Genomic DNA, 18,927 nt, shown 5'->3' on the forward strand with positions numbered 1-18,927 from the left:
ACCTAATTCCTTTCCGATTCAATTTATACTACTTATACACTACATTTGAAGTGCGGAATGTGGGTTAAAAATTGAGTCTGGAAATTGACGTGAGGCGCTTCGATCCCCAACCCTCAAAAAATTGCAACTTGTAAAAACCCCGATATTTGCAAGATACCGGGGTTTTGAACGATTTCGATTCTGGAAAAAGCCTAGATCGATCGCTCGACGCGGTAATGCAAAAAGACTTCCTCTCCTGCCGGATTGACATCGAGTAACTTTAACTCGGGAAACGACCCCGAACTAAAGCCTTTTCCGTCAACGGGAGTAGGAGCCTCCTTCCCGCCAAAAATATAGGGACAAACCGTCAACCATAGTTCGTCGACGAGCTGTCGTCGAAATAACTCAGCGATAAACGTGCCTCCCCCAAGCACGGCGAGGCGGCGAAGTCCGAGATCGTATAACTGTCGAAACGCCTCCGTTAAATCGACGTTACCATCCGTTCCATCGACCGTTAACACGCGATCGAATCCCAAATTATTTTGCCAACGTTTGCCCCCTTCCGTCGTCGTCAGCAACCAGCGCGGAATCGGCTGACTGAAGAACTTCGCACCCGCGTCGAGATCGCCCGATCGCGTACAGACAATTTGCACCGGTTGCGGCGGTTTGCCTTCCTTTTTGCGAGACTCCAACCATTCCTCCGATATCACCCGCATAGCCGTATCTCCCATTCGCAGCGTTCCCGCTCCGACGATAACGCCGTCAGCGATCGCCACTTGCTGTTCTAAATGAGCGAAATCTGCGGCAGAACCAAACTTTTCGTTCGATCGCGTCACGTCAGAAATTTTACCGTCAGCACTCATCGCGAGGACGACAGTGGCATGGGGGCGAGAACTAGACGACTCAGACATAAACCTCAACCGTTACGTTTTTTTGAAATCTCTCGAAATTTGGCGTACTTCAAGTGTACGAAGAGAGGGGAACTCTCACCAAATTGGGAAATTCTATTTCAAACAGCCCCATTAGAAACTCAAAAAATATAAAAAGGATCTCGCGATCTCGAGGAGGAAATACCATGCGCTCGACTCTATTCAAACTCTTGTGTGCAGTCTCCGTCAGCGGTGCGATCGCCGTTGGCGGTGTCGGCTTGACGCGATCGCCAAACACCCTCGCCCAAACGTCGCCTTCCCTTCCCGCCGTCCTAGAACCGACACACCCCGATATTTGGGCGTTTGTCGAAATGGCGAACCGCTATGGTTGCGCGGTACGCTACAGCGACGGTTCCCTCGTGACGCGCAGCGGACGCCCCCTCCAAGAACAGGAACTCGCAAACGCCCTCCTCGTTTGTTGGGAGCGATTCAATCGCTCGAACCTCTGGACTCTCTTCACCCCAGAAGAAAACCAAGCCCTCCAAACTCTCGTTTCACAGATCGGTGGTATATCGGCCAACGCACCGCCGAGCGAAGCCCAGAGCGATTCATCCGATACTGAAATTCGACGTCTACAAGCCCCACCCATGGCCGCTGGAGCTACACGAGGTCCGGCATCTGGCGACATGGGCGCGTACGATCGCGAAGACTACAACCCCATCGACGAAAACCGCTTTCGCCGTGCCAGCAACCACCCGCTTTCCACCTTTTCCATCGATGTAGACGGGGCGTCTTACAGCAACGTGCGCCGCTTCATCAACAACGGACAGCGGCCGCCCATCGATGCCGTGCGCGTCGAAGAACTCATCAATTACTTTACCTACAACGACCCCGAACCGGAAGGAGACACACCGTTTTCTCTCACCACCGAACTCTCCGAAGCGCCCTGGAACCGCAACCACCAACTCGTCCGCATCGGTTTGCGGGGCAAATCCATCCCCACCGAAGACTTACCCCCGAGTAACCTGGTATTTCTCCTCGACGTATCGGGGTCGATGAACGCTCCGAACAAACTCCCTTTACTTAAATCAGCGTTTCGGTTGCTCGTCAACGAACTCGACGCCGACGACACCGTGAGTATCGTCGTGTACGCAGGGGCAGCCGGAGTCGTGTTAGAACCGACCTCGGGAGACGAGAAAGATGTCATACTCGACGCGATCGCCCAACTGCAAGCCGGAGGGTCTACCGCCGGAAGCGAAGGCATTCAACTGGCGTACGAACTGGCACGAGAGCAGTTCGTCGAAGAGGGCAACAACCGCGTCGTGTTAGCCACCGACGGCGATTTTAACGTAGGCGTGTCTAGCGAAGCCGAATTAATTCGACTCATCGAAGACCGACGAGACGACGATATTTTCCTAACGGTCTTGGGCTTCGGCACCGGGAACTTGCAAGACGCCAAAATGGAACAGTTGGCCAACCACGGCAATGGCAACTACGCTTACATCGACAACATTCTCGAAGCCAAAAAAGTCCTCGTCAACGAGTTGGGCGGTACGCTGCTCACGATCGCCAAAGACGTCAAAATTCAAGTGGAATTCAACCCGGCTCGAGTGCAAGCGTATCGACTCATCGGGTACGAAAACCGACTGCTGCAAGACGAAGACTTCAACGACGACACCCGCGACGCGGGAGAGTTGGGAGCGGGACATTCCGTCACCGCGTTGTACGAAATCGTTCCCGTCGGCGTCGAGTTAGACGTAGAACTGCCCGAAATCGACGAGTTGCGCTACCAGCAACCCAGCGAAACCAGCGATTTCGCCGATAGCGACGAGTTAATGCTCGTGAAGTTACGCTATAAAAATCCCACCGAAGACGAATCGCAGCTTATCGAACGTCCGGTGGTCGATCGCGGCGTATCGTTAGAACGCGCGTCGGAGGATTTTCGCTTTGCGGCGGCCGTAGCCGGCTTCGGGATGTTGCTGCGCGATTCCGAGTATAAAGGGAATACCAATGTCGAGTTGGTGCGGGACTTAGCCGACAGCGCCCGAGGTGGCGATCGCAACGGTTATCGCGCGGAGTTTTTACGTCTGCTCGAGAGCTATCGACTGTTAGGCGATCGCCGATAGAGCGTCGATCTTCGCCTCGTGGGGAGTCGTCCGTTGGCAAAACAGAACAGTTATTCTAGAGAGGTGTGTTGTCCCCCCTATTCCAATTGACGGGCGGTCGAACGAAGTGCCTTTGTAGAAGTTGCGCCTCGTTAGATCGCCCGGTTCGACATCACTTTCGTTTGCTACCGCCTCCCATTTGAAGAAGTCGTATGCGCCAACTGAGCTGGAGACGATGGCCGCTTGCGGTCAAACTCACCACCACGATCGCTCTATCTACCCTCATCGGAGTCACGAGCGTTACATTACTGTCGTTGCGGGGCAAACGGCAAATTTTCCACCGCGAACTTCAAACTCGCACGAAGTTAGCGTTAGACGTTCTGTCGGAAACCTCGGCTGACAATCTGCTGCGGGGCAACGTGGAACCGTTGCAGACACTGCTGTCGCAACTGGCAGAAAACGGCTCGATCGTTTCCGGCCGCGTCTACGACCGTCAGGGTAATATCGTTGCCGATACGGCCCGAACGGTATCGACCCCGACCCCCGATCCGTTCGGTCAGAGCGTCTTGAGCAGCGGAAGTCCCGTTTTTGAATGGGAGGGCGATCGTCTCCTAGCCGGCCAAACGGTACAAGTCGGCCCCGAAACCGTCGGTGCCATCAGCGTAACGGTATCGACAGAAGATATCAACCGTCAAGCCACTGAAACTCGCAATCGCAGCATTCCTATCGCCCTCTTGGTGACAGCCGGCGGTGGGGCGGTGGCTTGGTGGGTCAGTCGTTCGATCTCCGAGCCGCTACGTCAGCTAGCTGAAGCCACGAAATGGGTCGCCGAAGGGGAATTTCAGCGGGCGACGGACATCGACGTTCTGTCGAAACTCGATCTCGAACGTCAGGACGAGCTGGGGGGTCTGGCGAAGTCTTTCAGTCGCATGACCGGCCAAATCCAAGATATGGTTTTGTATCTCGAGCAGCGGGCCGAACAAGTCCAAAAAAGCGAGATTAAAAACAAAGCCTTGCTCGAAGCGATTCCCGATACGATGTTCTGTCTGCGAACCGACGGAACCTATCTCGACGTGCAGGCGGATAAAGACCAACCGTTGCTGTTGTCCCGCAGTGGGTTTCTCGGTAAAAGCTTGTATGAAGTGTTGCCGACGGAACTGGCCGATCGCAATATGTATTATGCCGAGCGAGCGCGAACCACGGGAGAGGTGCAGATTTTCGAGTACCAACTTCGCATCCCCGATCGCAAAACCGGCCAAAGCAAGTTACACGATTTCGAGGCGCGAATCGTCACCAGTGGCGACGACGAAGTATTGGCGATCGTGCGCGACATTACCGAACGCAAACGCTACGAAGCCACCATCGAGGCCGAACGACAGCAACTGCGCCAAATCGTCACCCAAGCTCCGGTCGCGATGGCGATGGTCGATACGCAAATGTGCTATCTCGCCCACAGCAATACCTGGCTTTCTGATTACGATTTGGAAGGGCGATCGCTCGTCGGACGCTGTTACTACGATGTGTTTCCCGACATTCCCGATCGCTGGAAAGCCATGTACGATCGCGCTCTGAAAGGGGAAATGGCCTCGAACCCCGAAGATACCTGGAAGCGCGACGACGGATCGGTTCTTCACCTGCGTTGGGCGATCCATCCTTGGTACAAACCCGATGGTAGCGTCGGCGGAATCGTCATCGCTAGCACGCAAATTAACGAACTCGTCGAAGCTCGAGAAGCGGCGTTAGAAACAGCTCGCCTCAAGTCAGAATTTTTGGCCAACATGAGCCACGAAATCCGAACCCCCATGAACGGCGTGTTAGGGATGACGGATTTATTGCTGACGACGGATCTTACCGAAACGCAGCTCGAGTTTACACAAGCTCTCAAAACCAGCGGCGAACATTTGCTCAATTTAATTAACGACATTCTCGATTTCTCGAAGCTCGAAGCGGACAAGCTCAAGCTCGATCGCCATCCGTTCGAGTTGCAAACCTGTCTCGAAGAGGTGGTCAACCTGTTCGCCGTACAGGCCAAAAGTAAAAACTTGACCCTACAAGTTCAGCGCGAACCCGATCTTCCTATGCAGTTATTGGGAGATTCGAGGCGGTTGCGCCAAGTCTTGATGAATTTGGTCGGAAACGCGATTAAATTTACCGATCGCGGTTCGGTAACGATGTCGGTGCGGCGCGTGGCCTCTTCGGGGCGAAACACTACGGATTCCCAAGGTTCCCCCACGATGCCGATTTTGGAATTTTCTGTCAGCGATACGGGAATTGGGATTTCTGAAACGGATCTCAACCTGTTGTTTCAAGCTTTTTCGCAGGTGGACGCTTCGAGTACCCGCAAGTATGGCGGAACGGGGTTGGGACTGGCTATCTGTCAGCAACTCGTTACGAAGATGGGCGGTCGAATTTGGGTCGAAAGTTGCCCGAGTAAAGGTTCGACGTTCCGCTTTACGGCTCAGTTTGCCGCGATCGATCGCCCCGTAGAATCGAACGCACCAACGCGACCGGAGAACGAAGAGGACGATTCGATCGCCTTACCCAGTCTACCTCTCGTCGCTCGGGCGATCGCGTCGTCTCCACCGACTGAGGATGCAGTGGCGACCGCACTCGGAACGGTATTGGTGGTCGAAGATACCCGCATCAATCAAAAGGTGGTGATGAACCAACTCAAACTCCTCGGGTATGTAGCTGAATGCGTGAACAACGGACGCGAGGCGGTCGATCGCCTGTCGCAAAATGTCTTCGATATCGTGTTGATGGACTGTCAGATGCCTGTTCTCGATGGGTATCAAGCCACTCGTGAAATTCGGCAGTTAGAAGCCAACGGCGATCGCCACACGACGATCGTGGGACTGACAGCGCACGCCATGCAAGGCGATCGGCAAAAATGTCTCGATGCAGGGATGGACGATTACCTCGCCAAACCCGTGACGATGGACAAGCTAAAAGGAGTGCTGGCGTCTTGGATGTCCCGCACGAACGAACGGCGTACGGTAACGACAAAGGCGAGCGAAACAACTGACCTCGACGCCGATCCTGTCAACAGCGTCAACGGCGAGCGATCGCGTTCGGAATCAGAAGATATTATCGATTGGAACCGGTTACACGAGGTCTCTGGCGACGATGCAGAGTTCGAGATCGAGCTGCTCGATTCGTTTTTAGAATCCGCTTACGAATATTTAAAAGGTGCCAGCCAAGCGTTAGAAGCCCGCGACGCCGAAACCTTTTCTCGTTTCGTCCACCAGTTAAAAGGTGCCAGCGGGAACGTGGGGATTCCTTCGATGATGGCGTTATCGAGCCAACTCAACGAACGAGCGAAAGCGAACTCGTTAGAAGGTGCCGACGAGGGGTTAAAGGAACTCTCCCAAATGCTCGATCGGGTCGAAACAACGCGATCGAAAATAACGGACAATTGACAGTCGTAGGGTGCGTGACCTGAAAAATGGGGTGTCGAACGTGAGACCGATCGCTCTGTCACGCACCGCCAATGTACACCGCCAACAGACAAGGGTGCGTGACCTGAAAAATGGGGTGTCGAACGTGAGACCGATCGCTCTGTCACGCACCGCCAATGTACACCGCCAACAGACAAGGGTGCGTGACCTGAAAAATGGGGTGTCGAACGTGAGACCGATCGCTCTGTCACGCACCGCCAATGTACACCGCCAACAGACAAGGGTGCACGCTTGACAGTTAAGAGTGAAGAAGCTCACTCGAACAATTGGGGCACTCGCTGACGGAGAGCGGCGTTGAGTTCGGGGAGACGATCGCGCATTTCGAGATACCAGGCGGCGCGATCGCTTGGGTGACGTTCGAGAAGGCGGTGTGCTGCGACCCAGTGATAGGCGTTCGTTCCCAGTTTGCGCCGCAAGTTTGCGTTCGCGAGGAGTTCGCGGAATTTCGCCTCGAAATCGTCTGCGGAACGGTAAATCAATCCGGTTTCACCGTCGATGAGGCTCCGTTCGTATACCGTCGGACTGGCTAAGACAGCTAATCCTTGACCGCCGCATTCGACGAATTTCAAATCGGATTTCATCTGGTTGAAACGCGTGGGTTCGAGGGGTAGTAACGCGACAGTCGACGATCGCAGCACTTGTTGGTAGGTTTCGTAAGGACAAAACGGTGCGAAGGCTTTGTTCGGGGTGTTAAGGGCATCGAAAAAGCTGCGATCGTGGAGGACTTTCACGGTGACGCGATCGCCGAATTCGCTCAAGACTCGATTTATCGAACCGATTAAGGGTTTCCAATCTCCTTCTCGGTTTAACGCTCCGAAAAAGACGGTTGCGGCGTCGTAATCGGCGGGCGATCGCGGTGGTGGCAGCGTTGCGAGATGGTTGAGAAAAACTTTCACGTAAGGGTTAAATTGACGTAGGAATTCCGCCAACGGTTCGGTGGAAGTTTGGACGCAGTGACAGCTACGGTAGCTGAAGAAGTCCGTTTGCTCGAATTGCGGCCACCGCATCGGATCGTCGTCGATTTCTGCCACGATGAGATAGCCGCGATCGAGTAAGTTTTTCTGTTGTTTTATGGCGATTTTGGGTTCTAATAACGCCCGTTGCCACACGAAGACTTTTTCTTCAGAGGGTTCGGCGATGTTGAGGGCGGCATTTTTTACGGACGACACCGCACGCACGCCGGGGATTCTGTTGCTGAATTCGTCGGGTTCGAGAACGCGGACGCGATCGCACGCCAGCGGTGCCATCATCAAAGTTTGAATTAACAAACGACGTTGGGGTTTGGTGGCGGCTAAAACGAATTGATGGGTTTCAACCAGAAGTTTGAAGCGATCGAGGGGTTGGTTGAGGGTTTTTGCCACCATTTCCAGGTGGGGATACAGTGCCTCGAATTCTCGAGGGTCGTGAGAAATAGTACGCCCGACTTGTCGCACTTGTAAACCCGCCTCGGCGAACATGGTTTGTGCGGTTTCCAAGGTAAAAAAGCGTAAATGGGTGCGATCGAGCAATCCTTCGTCTTGATATTCCCATTGTCCTCGAATTAAGTCTCTTAAAATCGTCCAGTTTTGAACGTTGGGAATGGAAGAAACTACCCATCCGCCCGGTTTTAGCCATTTCACGTGATGGTTCAACACGCGCCAGGGATCGACCAAATGCTCGAGAACGTCGCCGTAGACGAGACAATCGACACTTTCGGGAGAAAATTGCAGTTGGGGATCGTCGAGGTTTTCCACGTTTGCCGCGATCGCGCGATCGAGCCGCGTTCGGGCAATTTCGGCCACCTCCGCTTCGAGTTCGATGCCGATATATTCCGTGTTGGGATGTTTCTGTTTGTAGGCGTGACCGAGAGCGCCCGTTCCACAGCCAATTTCGATAATTCGCCCGACGTCGATCGGTAAAGCATCGAGGAGTTGGTGGTTAATGCGATCGTAATATTCTCGAGTCATTAGAAATGGCTGTGTTCTATTTTTTTACGTTTGAGTGTAACGCGAACTAATCGGAATTTTGACTAAATGTGATTTTTCGCTATGTACAGTTACATACAGTATCTTTATTAAAAATTCAATTTACGACCGATAGCGTTTTTATTGAATTAGTCAAGACTCTATTGATTTTGTATTTTTAAAAAATTAAATTAAAAATACAAAACACGAATATTTAAAATATAAATGCTTCGATCTAAAACTCGTTAAAAAATACAGTTTTTGTGTCTTCCTTTTTCGATCGAGAAGTGTTTAGAATTTCCAAATTTCGATACCGAGACTTTGTAAAACGACTAAGGTAAGAGATACGGCTAACACGCCCCCCAACGCGATCGCATCGACAGTACGAACGGGAATCTCCGACACCCGAGCTGTCGAGCGACCGTATCCCCTCAGACGCATCGCCCGATAAACCTGTTCCGACTGTTCGTAACTGGTCACGAGGAGCGTTCCGGCGAGGGACGCCAGAATCCTGAGATTGCGCCAACTCAACTGTTGTCTGTTGAAACCCCGCAATCGCATTGCTGTTTGAACTTGTGTCAGGCGATCGAGGGTTTCGTACAAATAGCGATAAAACAATAGCATCATATCGGTAATCAGCGACGGGACGCCCAGCGATCGCATCGCTCGTAGTGTCGTGGCGATGGGACTCGTCCCGAACAACACCAAACTCACCGTCACGATACAGAGGAACCGCGTAGCAATTTCGACCACATCGAGCAGTCCTTCCCAGCGTACCGCCAGCCCAGCGATCTCGAACAGTATCGTTTCCCCCGAAACGAAAGGCAACACTACCACCACACCTAATAGAAAATAGCCCGGATAGTGCAGGCGATCGCACCAATAGGTTTTCGGTAAGCGAGAGAGCTTGTACAACAGCACTGTAATCCCCAGCATGGGGAGCAACAGGTACAAATCCTCGATAAAGGAAAACGCAAAAATTAACGCCATTAATCCCACGAACTTACATCGCGGTTCCCAACGGTGTAAGGGGGAATCTAAGCGGGCGTATTCGTCTAAGCCGTGACGCATTTCAGTAAAGAAGGGGAGAGGGGGAGAAAGGGAAAGGGGGAGAGGGGGAGCAAGGGAGAGGGGGAGAAACTGTCACCTGAAAACTGTCTTCACTGGTGACGGGTGACTGGCGACGGGTGACTGAAACACTGTTCACTGCTCGCTGTTGACTGTTGACTGTAAAAGGCTGGGTTTGACCTGCTGGAGAAACAGGACGAGCATCGACGTAAACACGCCTTCAATAATGACGAGGGGGATTTGGGACAGGGTTAAAATCCAGACGGCGGAACGTTCGGCTTCGGCGTTGAGATTGCTGGGAACGTTCGCGATGACGATCGCAAAAAAGATTAAAGCTGACAATCCGACGCCTAACGCCCCGGCGAGAAATCCAAACACGCTCAAAGTCGTGCGGTGGTCGCTGCCAAAGCGGTGGCGAAACTGAAAGACATACGCTGACAGGAATGCTGGAATGCCCATCATGGCGGCGTTGACCCCCAAAACGCTCATCCCGCCGTGTTGGAACATCACCGCCTGGAAAAACAACCCGACGAGAATGGCGGGAAAGGCGTAGTATCCCAAGACTGCCCCCAGCAACCCGTTGAGAACCAGGTGAACGCTAGCGGGGGGAATGGGAATGTGAATGAGCGATCCGACAAAAAAGGCTGCGGTGAGTAACGAGGCTTTGGGAATGTTGGCTTGAGGATCGCGATCGCGGCGAATTTGACGCAGGGAAAACCACGTGGCCGCACCCGTGACGGCATATCCGGCAAGACAGACTTTGGCAGGGAGAAACCCGTCGGCAATGTGCATAAACGACCTTTGAGAACAATCTACGATTTGTGGCGACTGAAGTACAAGGCAGTGCCAATACAGCCCCAAGTAACGGCGGCGACAGTTAACAGGCGTTGGGGAAGGTTGGTTTCTGCGGCTTCGGCAACCCAAGCGGTCTCGCTTTGCGTATTGCTGGCGGCGGCCGTTCCGTTGCTATTGTCGAGGTCGATCGCAACGATGTCGCCGTGGCCGGCTTGACGGACGCTGACCGTCCAGGGTCCGGTGCGATCGCCGTCGGGAACGAACACGAACTGTCCGGCGTCGTCGGTCGTGCCAGTTTTCCAAGGGACGCTGGGATTGTCGGGAGCGTAAACCGTTACTTGAGCTTCGGCCATCGGTTCTCCTGAGTCGTAGGTAGCCTGGAGTTCGATCGCCGTTTGGCTGCGATAGGCAATATTCGCACCGTGGGCTAGGGCGGGTTCGACTGAGCCGAACAGTACGAGTCCCCACAGGGCGATGGTCTGCTGCCAGCTATAAGCGGGCAGGGGCCCCGCGCTGTACCGCTTGCGGTCAGCGTCGGGAGGAATGCCCGCACGGGTTGATGCCGTATTCATAACCATCCTGTTTGTGAATTACATGAATTTGCGTTTGAGCGGTTAAATCGAGCTGCTTTCCCCCGAAGGGACGCAGGGCGGGAGGGCGTTTTTCTCTCACTCCGGCGATCGCTCCGGTCCACTGTCCGCGATATTTCCCGTTCGGCACAGTGGCTCGCACGATATCGCCTGCCTGCAAACCGTTGACTTGCGCCTTGGTTTTCCTCACAGCACGGGGAAAACCGTAGCGGTCGATGAGGGTGCGAAATCTCGTCGGACGACCTTTACTCAAGATCGCCATAGGGGTTTCAGTTACTAAATGGAGTGATGGCGTCTCTCCTACACAAGCGGCATCCAACCAGTGAGCTTTCGGCAACTCCAATCGGGTGCGGTTGAACTTGGTCTGTCCGCCTGTTCCCACTTCGACAGGCAAACCGGTCTCTTTCAATCGCTGGTATAGCTTCCAGCGGGTCGCATTTACCGCCGCCGCATCTTTTAAAGGTGCCTTGGCTTGTCTCAAGAGGCAATCGAGAACGGACGGCTTACCCGACAGAAACTCTCGAACGTTGCGGTTGCCTTTGGACTGGTTGCACGGACGACAGGCAAGGGTGAGATTGGAGATGCGATCGTTCCCTCCCTTCGATTTGGGGTGAATGTGTTCGACCTCTAACGGTACGTTCTCAGTACTACAATAGGCGCACTTTCGACCCCATTTCTCCAACAGGTACTCCCGAACCTCGTAGCCAAACAATTCGCCCTGTTGGTACTCAGCGCCGCTGATTTCGGGGTTCTGAAGTTTCTGGGTGTCGAACCGCACGAGTTCTTGAGAGATCGATGCAATGGGGCAAAGTTTTCGTAAACGGTTCACCCACGTCAACGTGGTTTTGACCCGATGGTTGAGTCCTCGACTCCGCTCGGACTCAACGCTGAGCGGAGCCGAAGCGTTGAGAGACGGTGGAAGCCAACCCTTCGGACGGGTGCGGTTGAGAAACCGAGGCTTGCGATATCGTGTTTGGCGGTTCCGACGATTCCGACGACAGACGCGACGGGTTTCCAATTTCGCTTGAATGCGATCGCCTCGGTGTTGTAATTCCGCGCCCCACACGAGTTGGTTGCCATTGACGACAGCCAATCCGGTGGTTTGGGAGCCGGGGTCTATCTTGAGTCTGAGCGGAGTCGAGGACTCAACGCTGAGCGAAGTCGAAGCGAGCGAAGTCGAAGCGAGCGGAGTCGAAGCGTTGAGTTGGCTTTCGGGCGGCACGTCGCCCACAGCACGATTTAAAACGATAGTGAACGGATAGCGCCTGTAAACTGCCGCCTTTCCCTTGGCTAACAGCTCCCTAGCCCGTGCGGGATGGCACGGTGTGAGGGGCTGTCGGTTCGTATCGAGTACAAAAACAAAATTAGACATTTCTGTCTACTCCTGTCGCTTAGGCGACGTAACGTTTGCCTCGGCAATGTTATCGAGGCTTGTGAGGTCGGTCGCACTGCCTTAACCCGAGTAAAGCTGTTTAACGACCGACGACAGAGCAACAAGCTGGCTAACTCGTCGGTGTCGTGACCTCGATAACGGAGTCCGTAAAGGACTTAGCCTGGTCAACTCTCGGGCTTTTCAAGCCCGCACTGTACCCGAAGGGTCAGTGTCGGGTCGTTGACTTCATCAATGTTCCCTCCTTGTCGATCGCGTTGGGGCGACTCCGTTATCGTAGATCGCCTTTTTCTCGGGCTTGGGAAATTTCCATGTTTTTTCAGGTCATACTCCATCCTTTTCCGATAAGCTAGGTTTCAAAAAGTCTTCACCACAGAGGCACAGAGGACACAGAGAGGGGCTTGGCTGACTGAGTAAAACCAGTATTTGAAATTCGGATTCCGTATCAGGAGTGCCAAAAAGCGACCCCTTGCTTTTATTGTGTCGCAAGGGGCCGCAAAATTCAGGAGGTTGGGAATTCAAGCGAAAGGTTCGGTTTGGGAAACTTCCGCAACGGGGCGATCGCTAGCCGATCCCGAGAAAGAAGTCCGAATCGGAAACGTCAAAGACTGCTTCCTGTACGGATTCCATGTCCTCGCTACCCATCCCCAACACGACGCCGAGGTAGAAGCTACTTTCGACGCGCAGGGCGATATCGTCCACGCCATCGGCATTCACGTCTTCGACGACGAACTCGATGCTGGAACTGAGCGATTGGGTAATCCCGATGCGATCGCCAGCTTGGAAGTCGAGAATCCAGTCGGCTTCTTGAGCGGAGGTGGTGTCGCTGGACGTTTCGGCACGCAGGACGAAGTTATCGTCACCCTCGCCACCCATGAGTTGGTCGGACCCCATGTCGCCGATGAGAACGTCGTCGCCGTCCTCACCCATGAGTTGGTCGTTACCTTGACCGCCATAAACGACATCGTCTCCGTCGCCACCCATCATCATGTCGTCGTCGGTGTTGCCGTTGATGATGTCGCTGTCGTCGCCGCCCATGACCATGTCTTCGCCGTCACCGGAGGCGATAACGTCGTTCCCGGCTTCTCCGTTGACTTCGTCGTTTCCACCGTTGCAGGCGACTACGTCGTTGTCGTCGGTGCCAGATACGGTGTCGTCGTTGTCGCTACCAGAGACCACGTTTTCGTCGAGGTCGTCGAGGTCAGTTTCGCCACCTTCTGCCGGAAGTTCGACGAATTCGCCGTTATTGAATTTGATTTCGGCAGAGGTGCTGATGCCCCAGAACACGCTCAGTTTGGCTTCGGTTTTAATTAACACCGAACCGGCGACCGCACCGCTTCCGGTTCCGTCGCCACCGACAAAGACACCGCCGCCGTCAGCGATATCGCCGACATCTTCGTCAGGCAGCGGATCGAAGGCATCTTCGCTTCCTTCGGACAGTTGGGTAATTTTGCCGTAGAGGTTGGCGATTTGGAAGCTTTCTTCGGGAGCGTCGAATCCGGTTTCGATACTCGAACCACCGTCGATGGAAAAACCGTCGAGTTCGATGGTGTAGGTTCCGCCTTCGTATTCAAAGGTTTGAGGACTCAAGCCGCTGGTGGCAAAGCGCAGGCGATCGCCGTCTTCGACCGGATCTCCGGTTTCGTTCGGGGTGTTGAGAATATTGAAGAAGAAGTCGAAGGATTCGGGATCGTCGTCGAGATCGTCGATATCGATGTTGAGGCTAAAGCCGAAATCGCCGTTGAAGTTGCTGTTGGTGGTTCCGTTGCGATAGAACAGTTGACCGATTTTGAACTGTTCGCCCGCTTCGGTGCCAAAGTCGCTACCGTCGAATTGGACGATGTTGGAGAAACTGTCGGAAACGGGATCTCCCCACTCGAAGCGATTTTCGGTTCCACCGTTATCGTCGCTGAGTTCGTAAACGGCGTCGGGATTGTCTTCGACCGGACCGGAAAACTGACCGAAGGACGTGCCGATAAAGACGCCATCGCCACCGTCGCCGGAGACATCGTCGCCACTGTCATCACTCATGTCGTCGGTGGTGTCGCTTCCTTCGTCGGTGGTGTCGCTTCCTTCGTCGGTGGTGTCGCTTCCTTCGTCGTCGGTCATGCCACCGCTGATGGTGTCGTCGGTCATGCCACCGCTGATGGTGTCGTCGGTCATGCCGCCGCTGATGGTGTCGTCGGTCATGCCACCGCTGATGGTGTCGTCGGTCATGCCGCCGCTGATGGTGTCGTCGGTCATGCCGCCGCTGATGGTGTCGTCCGTAACCCCTGTGTCGTCTAGGTCGTCCATCGGACCGCCGGTATCGGGGTCGTCCAGCATATCCATCATTAAATCGTCATCCATGCCTCAGTTCCTCTATAGATGAATTGGTCGATCGAATTACAAATTCATAGGGTCGGGACGATAAAGCACCCGATGATTCTGCCGCGCGCGCGATCGCGGGCTGTCCCGCCTTGAAAGCTAGATGGAACGCGAAGCGTAAATGTTCCCAAAATGTAGAATTTTTTTTTGATTTTTTTGATTTTTAAAGAATTTTTGTCGAGCTATCCCAATCCCTGAGACTCTTTCGGCAGGTCAGATCTTATCGGTAACTTAGTCGGTTTTCGTAACGTCCCGTCACAGCTTTCTAAGCTTCAATTTTTGATATTTTCTCAGTAGAATTACGTAGGAGATTTTCGATCGGATGCGAAAAATATCGAACTTTTAAGACGAGATCGGGAGGTTGCACGTCACGTCCCGATCTCGTCCTGTGTCTATTCCCCTGGCTCGGCCGTCATCGATTCGTGACAGTGGCCTTCGCCGACGTGTCCCAAACTCGGTAATAGCTGTATCAAGGTTTCGTACTCTTCCGGAGACAGGCGGGTGGATAACGTCTCGAGATCGGCTTCGACGGTTCCGTTTTCAGCTAAAGCAGCGATCGGCTCGAATCCTAACGCTCCGGTATTGATTTCGTCGTCAGCGGGGGCGTCTCCGTCTCCGAAGAGATGATCGAAGTGAAAGGTGGCTTCGAGATCGGCCGTTCCACCGGAGGACAGAATCCCTTTTCGCTCGTCACCGACGAACTCACCACAGGTAAACGCAAGGGGTTCGCTGAATTGCAGCACGAAATCGATGGTTTCGCCGTCTTTCTCAGCAGTTCCATCGAGAACGATGCTGTATCCCTCAGCCGGACCGTCGTTAGCAGGCGTCATTTTCCACGATAGGGCGTTGTACTGTCCTGCTGGGGCTTCGACTTCGCTCAGGAGAATCGGCTCGGCGGCTTCGTCTCCAGCGGCGAGATCGACGGTTTGGGATTCGACGAGAACGATGCTTTCTTTGGCGTTGGGTTCGCCACCGGAAAAGGCGTCGTAGGGGGGATCGGTTTGATAGGCTGTTACGTCGCTTAGATGAGCGTAGAGGTTGTCGAAGCGAACGCTCCAACCGTCTTTGGTGGTAAATCCCTGACGGACGAAATCTTCACCGTTGGCTCGAACGCTGAGGGTTCCCGGTTCGTCACTGGTCGTCTCTGTGGGGAGTTCGGAGGTTTCCGACGACTCGGTTTCAGGAGGAGTCGGTGTGTTACTGGCACACCCTCCGATCAGTAAGGTGGCAGTGAGAACGGCGAGGCTGGTGGAGTGGCTTAATGGCAGTTTCATCATTTTGCAAAATATCGCGAAACTAAAAGAATATCGCTAAAAGTGATGGATCTGCCTTGTTAGTGTAGCAGGAGAATTCGAGACGAGCAGTTCGTCTAGGGGAGCGCACGGACAGCGACAGGTCGAGACGGCGAGGAAAGCTGTAGGCTTGGCGATGGCGAAACCTGCGGTTCGAGAAGGTAAAACAAAAGTGCAAATGCGAGGGTGAGGAGTATCGATCGCCAAAGTCGTACGGCGAGACCCATTGGGTGAATATCGTTCATCGCTCACACCTCATTACCTTTAGCTACAAAAAGTTAAGTTCGGAAATGACAAAATTTCCTTGTTTTTGCTTGAAATACGGCGAGATTTTAGAAATAAAGTGCCGAAATGCCATCGACTAGCTTGACTTTTCCTCGAACTACAGCTCTCAGCAGTCGATTAGTGGCAGACCGTTCGATTTCGCTCAGGGAGTCGTCTAGGGTGGCAGCCATTAATCCGTATCGATCGGCTAGGGTTAAATATCCGTTTCGGGCAACGGAAGCCATAATTTCGGAGATAGCGCCAGGGAGTAGGGCAATTGGTGGAAACACGATCGAATATCTCAATGTTCTGTCTTAGTTACAGTATCGTAAGTTAGAAAAGGTTCGGGGGTGACTGAGAGGTATCGGACGATACGATCGCGATCGCTCGGTTGTTGTGATACCGATCGTCAAACGAGGCAAACTCATGCCTAAGTTTTCGATAAAATCCTACAGTTATCGTGGAAAGGCTTTAACTCTTTTGCGTATTTTCAGATCTCCGATCGAACCCCGCGATCGCCAACTCGCGTGTCACGCTTTACTAAGGAAGCCAACGGGGACGAAAGCCGTCGAGGGGAAGTCGTTCGGGTTGAGGTTGCGGGGCGAGTTCGCCGTCAGCGGTCGCGAGGGGAAACAACGCCCATAACTGACTCGAGGCGATCGCGTCTCCCGAGTCGGTGAGGGGAACGTCGGGACGGTTGGTGTCGGTGTCGGTGAGGAGGCGATCGAACAGAATCGCTCGACCGTCGGGGGACAAACTCATATGTAAGTCGATGGGACTCGTCTCGAAACGCAGCAGTTCGCGAGAGGTTTCGTTTTCGAGGTCGAGTGCCAAAATATAAGGACGTTCGATGTATTCTTCGGCTTCGATGAGTTCGGTGAGCAAACAGTATAAGTATCGTCCGCTGGGGTCGAACTGCGCCTGAAGGATCGATCCGGTGGTGTTGAGGAGTTCTTGGGGGTCGCCGCTGCTGGGAACTAAAAATAGCGATCGCGTGTAGTCGGTGTTGAATTTCACCATAACGGCGGCGTTTCCGTCGTTGGTAAAACCCATAATGCGTCCGTATTGGGGAAAGAATTGCAACGGTTCGTTTCCTTCGTCTCCTTTAGCCAGGGAGATCAGGGCGATTCCCTGACCTTGGGCGATCGCCAACTCTTGGCTGTTGGGGGCGATGACGAACTCTCCACCGGGTAACGCCTCGAATTTTTTGGGGGCTTGTCCGTCGCGAACGACCCAGAGTCCGAAGTCCGCACCGGGGTTTTTGCGGTTGGCCCGTTGGACGACGATGGTACTTCCGTCGGGGGAGAGGGCGAACTGTAGGTTTTGATAGGTTTGGTTGTCGAGGACGCGATCGATTTTCCCCGGTGGTTCGGTGTTGGTGTCGTCGAAATCGAGTCCCGTGGTGACGGTAAACAGTTGGGTGTCGGTAAGTCCGGCGTCGCGATTTCCCCGGTCGATCGCTGAAAACAAGACGCGATCGCCGTCGGGGTAGAGTTGGAAGTCCATCACCGTTAAATCGGCGGGAGTTAGGACGATTTTTGCGTCGCGAGTGAAGTTGTAAAGAATCAGTTGTCCCCGTTCGGTTTCTTCGGAACCCAGGTAGACGAAGGCGCGATCGTGGCTTTGAAAGGTTCCTTCAAAGGGATCGAGAAAGTGTTCGGTATCGCTGGCTTCGGTGAAGCGATCGCGAGCGCTGGCGAGTCTGAGGGTGTAGTCTGTTCCGTAGGAGGCGGGATATTCGAGGGTGTACGCCATGCGTCGCCCCGCCCAACTGATTTTTCCCGGTAGCGGCGGATCGATCGTCAGGTTCTCTTCGACGCTGTTGAGGTTCATGGGGCGGGTGAAGGTGAGAATAAAGGCGCGATCGTTGGCGGAGACGGTGCGATCGCTCCAGCTAAAGTCGCGGACGCGGGGAACGCTGCGATCGCCTCCGAGGAGTAACAAGATCGTCAGGACTGCGAGGGCGACGCACAGAGAAATCGCCACTTTATCGAGGGGTTGGGAAAATGTCGATTTCAGCTTGGATATTGGGTGTGACATCGGGTGTGACATCGGATTAGGGGGCGATCGAAGTTTTTAAATTATAATCTTTCCCAAAAAACGATACCTAAAAAACAGAGATTCTATCTCTTAAACCCACATTCCGCACTTCAAATGTAGTGTATAAGTAGTATAAATTGAATCGGAAAAGAATTAGGTATTTCGACTCAGCCAACTGACCCCTTGACTTGAAAATAACATTCAAGAGCCAACTGACTTGACAAAAATAGTAGGATATGCAGAATGACTTCCGGCAAGCTTTTCTGTCATCAATCAAAAAATGTAGCCATCAGAAAAAGGAAGAGACTATGTCGGTAGAGGTCAAAAATTTAGACCACTTGGGGTTAGTGGCGGGAATCATTGACGAAATCGGAATTGTCGAAATCGTCAACGACTTACTACGGAGAAAAAAAGACGGAAAAAGTTAGCGCGGGTCTCGTCGTTAAAGCCATGATTTTAAATGGCATGGGATTAGTGTCATCCCCTCTTTATATTTTTAAGAATTTCTTTGAAAGTAAGGCGGTAGAAAACCTACTGGGAGAAGGAATTAAAGCCGAGTATTTAAATGACGATCGACTGGGCAGGGTTCTCGATAAAATTTATCGATTTGGACTCAATCGAATTTTTGTGGCCATTGCCTTAGACCACGGTAAAAAAGTATGAATTAACGGTAAATTCCAACCATCTCGACTCAAGTTCGTTTCACGTTCATGGAGACTACCCTAACTCCGGGGAATCGGGAACGATTGAAATTACTTACGGATATT

Annotated in this window: 15 protein-coding genes; 4 read left to right on the plus strand and 11 right to left on the minus strand. The window is 53.2% G+C overall.

Annotated features, from left to right (window positions below):
* Nucleotides 1–191 precede the first annotated feature (191 nt).
* Nucleotides 192–890, minus strand: a complete 699-nt coding sequence (locus GEI7105_RS0114970; protein ID WP_017661253.1) for a RibD family protein — start codon at nt 888–890, stop codon at nt 192–194.
* 164 nt (nt 891–1,054) lie between these two features.
* On the opposite strand from GEI7105_RS0114970, the gene GEI7105_RS30725 reads away from it, so the two are divergent.
* Together GEI7105_RS30725 and GEI7105_RS33565 are read left to right on the plus strand one after the other, a co-directional pair.
* Nucleotides 1,055–2,974 carry a vWA domain-containing protein gene (locus GEI7105_RS30725; protein ID WP_017661254.1) on the plus strand — a complete coding sequence of 640 codons (1,920 nt, stop codon included), beginning with the start codon at nt 1,055–1,057 and terminating at the stop codon, nt 2,972–2,974.
* 191 nt (nt 2,975–3,165) lie between these two features.
* Nucleotides 3,166–6,372 carry an ATP-binding protein gene (locus GEI7105_RS33565; protein ID WP_017661255.1) on the plus strand — a complete coding sequence of 1,069 codons (3,207 nt, stop codon included), beginning with the start codon at nt 3,166–3,168 and terminating at the stop codon, nt 6,370–6,372.
* Nucleotides 6,373–6,665: 293 nt separating this feature from the next.
* Here the strand turns inward: GEI7105_RS33565 and GEI7105_RS0114985 are convergent, their stop codons facing one another.
* The 10 genes from GEI7105_RS0114985 to GEI7105_RS0115025 form a co-directional block, all read right to left on the minus strand.
* Nucleotides 6,666–8,357, minus strand: a complete 1,692-nt coding sequence (locus GEI7105_RS0114985; protein ID WP_017661256.1) for a methyltransferase domain-containing protein — start codon at nt 8,355–8,357, stop codon at nt 6,666–6,668.
* Between the two features lie 288 nt (nt 8,358–8,645).
* Complete coding sequence (gene cbiQ, locus GEI7105_RS0114990) at nt 8,646–9,425, minus strand: cobalt ECF transporter T component CbiQ (RefSeq protein ID WP_017661257.1); 780 nt, start codon at nt 9,423–9,425, stop codon at nt 8,646–8,648.
* 132 nt (nt 9,426–9,557) lie between these two features.
* Nucleotides 9,558–10,214 (minus strand): cobalt transporter CbiM, encoded by a 657-nt coding sequence (gene cbiM, locus GEI7105_RS0114995; protein WP_017661258.1) that lies wholly within the window; start codon nt 10,212–10,214, stop codon nt 9,558–9,560.
* 20 nt (nt 10,215–10,234) lie between these two features.
* Nucleotides 10,235–10,789: a carboxypeptidase-like regulatory domain-containing protein gene (locus GEI7105_RS0115000; RefSeq protein ID WP_017661259.1), complete on the minus strand. Its 555-nt coding sequence runs from the start codon at nt 10,787–10,789 to the stop codon at nt 10,235–10,237.
* On the minus strand, nt 10,746–12,179 hold the full coding sequence (iscB, locus tag GEI7105_RS0115005) for an RNA-guided endonuclease IscB (RefSeq protein ID WP_026097677.1): 1,434 nt from the start codon (nt 12,177–12,179) through the stop codon (nt 10,746–10,748). Before iscB ends, GEI7105_RS0115000 begins: the two co-directional genes overlap by 44 nt.
* Nucleotides 12,180–12,761: 582 nt before the next feature.
* The gene (locus tag GEI7105_RS0115010; protein ID WP_017661261.1) at nt 12,762–14,546 is read right to left on the minus strand and encodes a choice-of-anchor K domain-containing protein; all 1,785 of its coding nucleotides are present in this window, start codon (nt 14,544–14,546) and stop codon (nt 12,762–12,764) included.
* 410 nt (nt 14,547–14,956) lie between these two features.
* A complete protein-coding gene (locus GEI7105_RS0115015; protein WP_144053820.1) occupies nt 14,957–15,841 on the minus strand; it encodes a DUF4382 domain-containing protein in 885 nt (294 codons plus the stop codon).
* Nucleotides 15,842–15,933: 92 nt separating this feature from the next.
* The gene (locus tag GEI7105_RS38520; RefSeq protein WP_158413215.1) at nt 15,934–16,101 is read right to left on the minus strand and encodes a hypothetical protein; all 168 of its coding nucleotides are present in this window, start codon (nt 16,099–16,101) and stop codon (nt 15,934–15,936) included.
* An 87-nt stretch (nt 16,102–16,188) separates the two neighbouring features.
* Nucleotides 16,189–16,365, minus strand: a complete 177-nt coding sequence (locus tag GEI7105_RS39065) for a hypothetical protein (protein WP_017661263.1) — start codon at nt 16,363–16,365, stop codon at nt 16,189–16,191.
* Nucleotides 16,366–16,660: 295 nt separating this feature from the next.
* On the minus strand, nt 16,661–18,160 hold the full coding sequence (locus GEI7105_RS0115025) for a hypothetical protein (protein ID WP_051044149.1): 1,500 nt from the start codon (nt 18,158–18,160) through the stop codon (nt 16,661–16,663).
* A 308-nt stretch (nt 18,161–18,468) separates the two neighbouring features.
* Here GEI7105_RS0115025 and GEI7105_RS40485 point away from each other — a divergent pair, with 308 nt between their 5' ends.
* Both GEI7105_RS40485 and GEI7105_RS40490 read left to right on the plus strand, forming a co-directional pair.
* Nucleotides 18,469–18,588, plus strand: a complete 120-nt coding sequence (locus tag GEI7105_RS40485; protein ID WP_071592018.1) for a DUF4277 domain-containing protein — start codon at nt 18,469–18,471, stop codon at nt 18,586–18,588.
* Between the two features lie 22 nt (nt 18,589–18,610).
* Nucleotides 18,611–18,823, plus strand: a complete 213-nt coding sequence (locus GEI7105_RS40490) for a DUF4277 domain-containing protein (RefSeq protein ID WP_281166996.1) — start codon at nt 18,611–18,613, stop codon at nt 18,821–18,823.
* Nucleotides 18,824–18,927: the final 104 nt, after the last annotated feature.

It is taken from the genome of Baaleninema simplex PCC 7105 (assembly GCF_000332355.1).
In the GTDB taxonomy this organism is placed as follows: Bacteria; Cyanobacteriota; Cyanobacteriia; order Cyanobacteriales; family Geitlerinemataceae; genus Baaleninema; species Baaleninema simplex.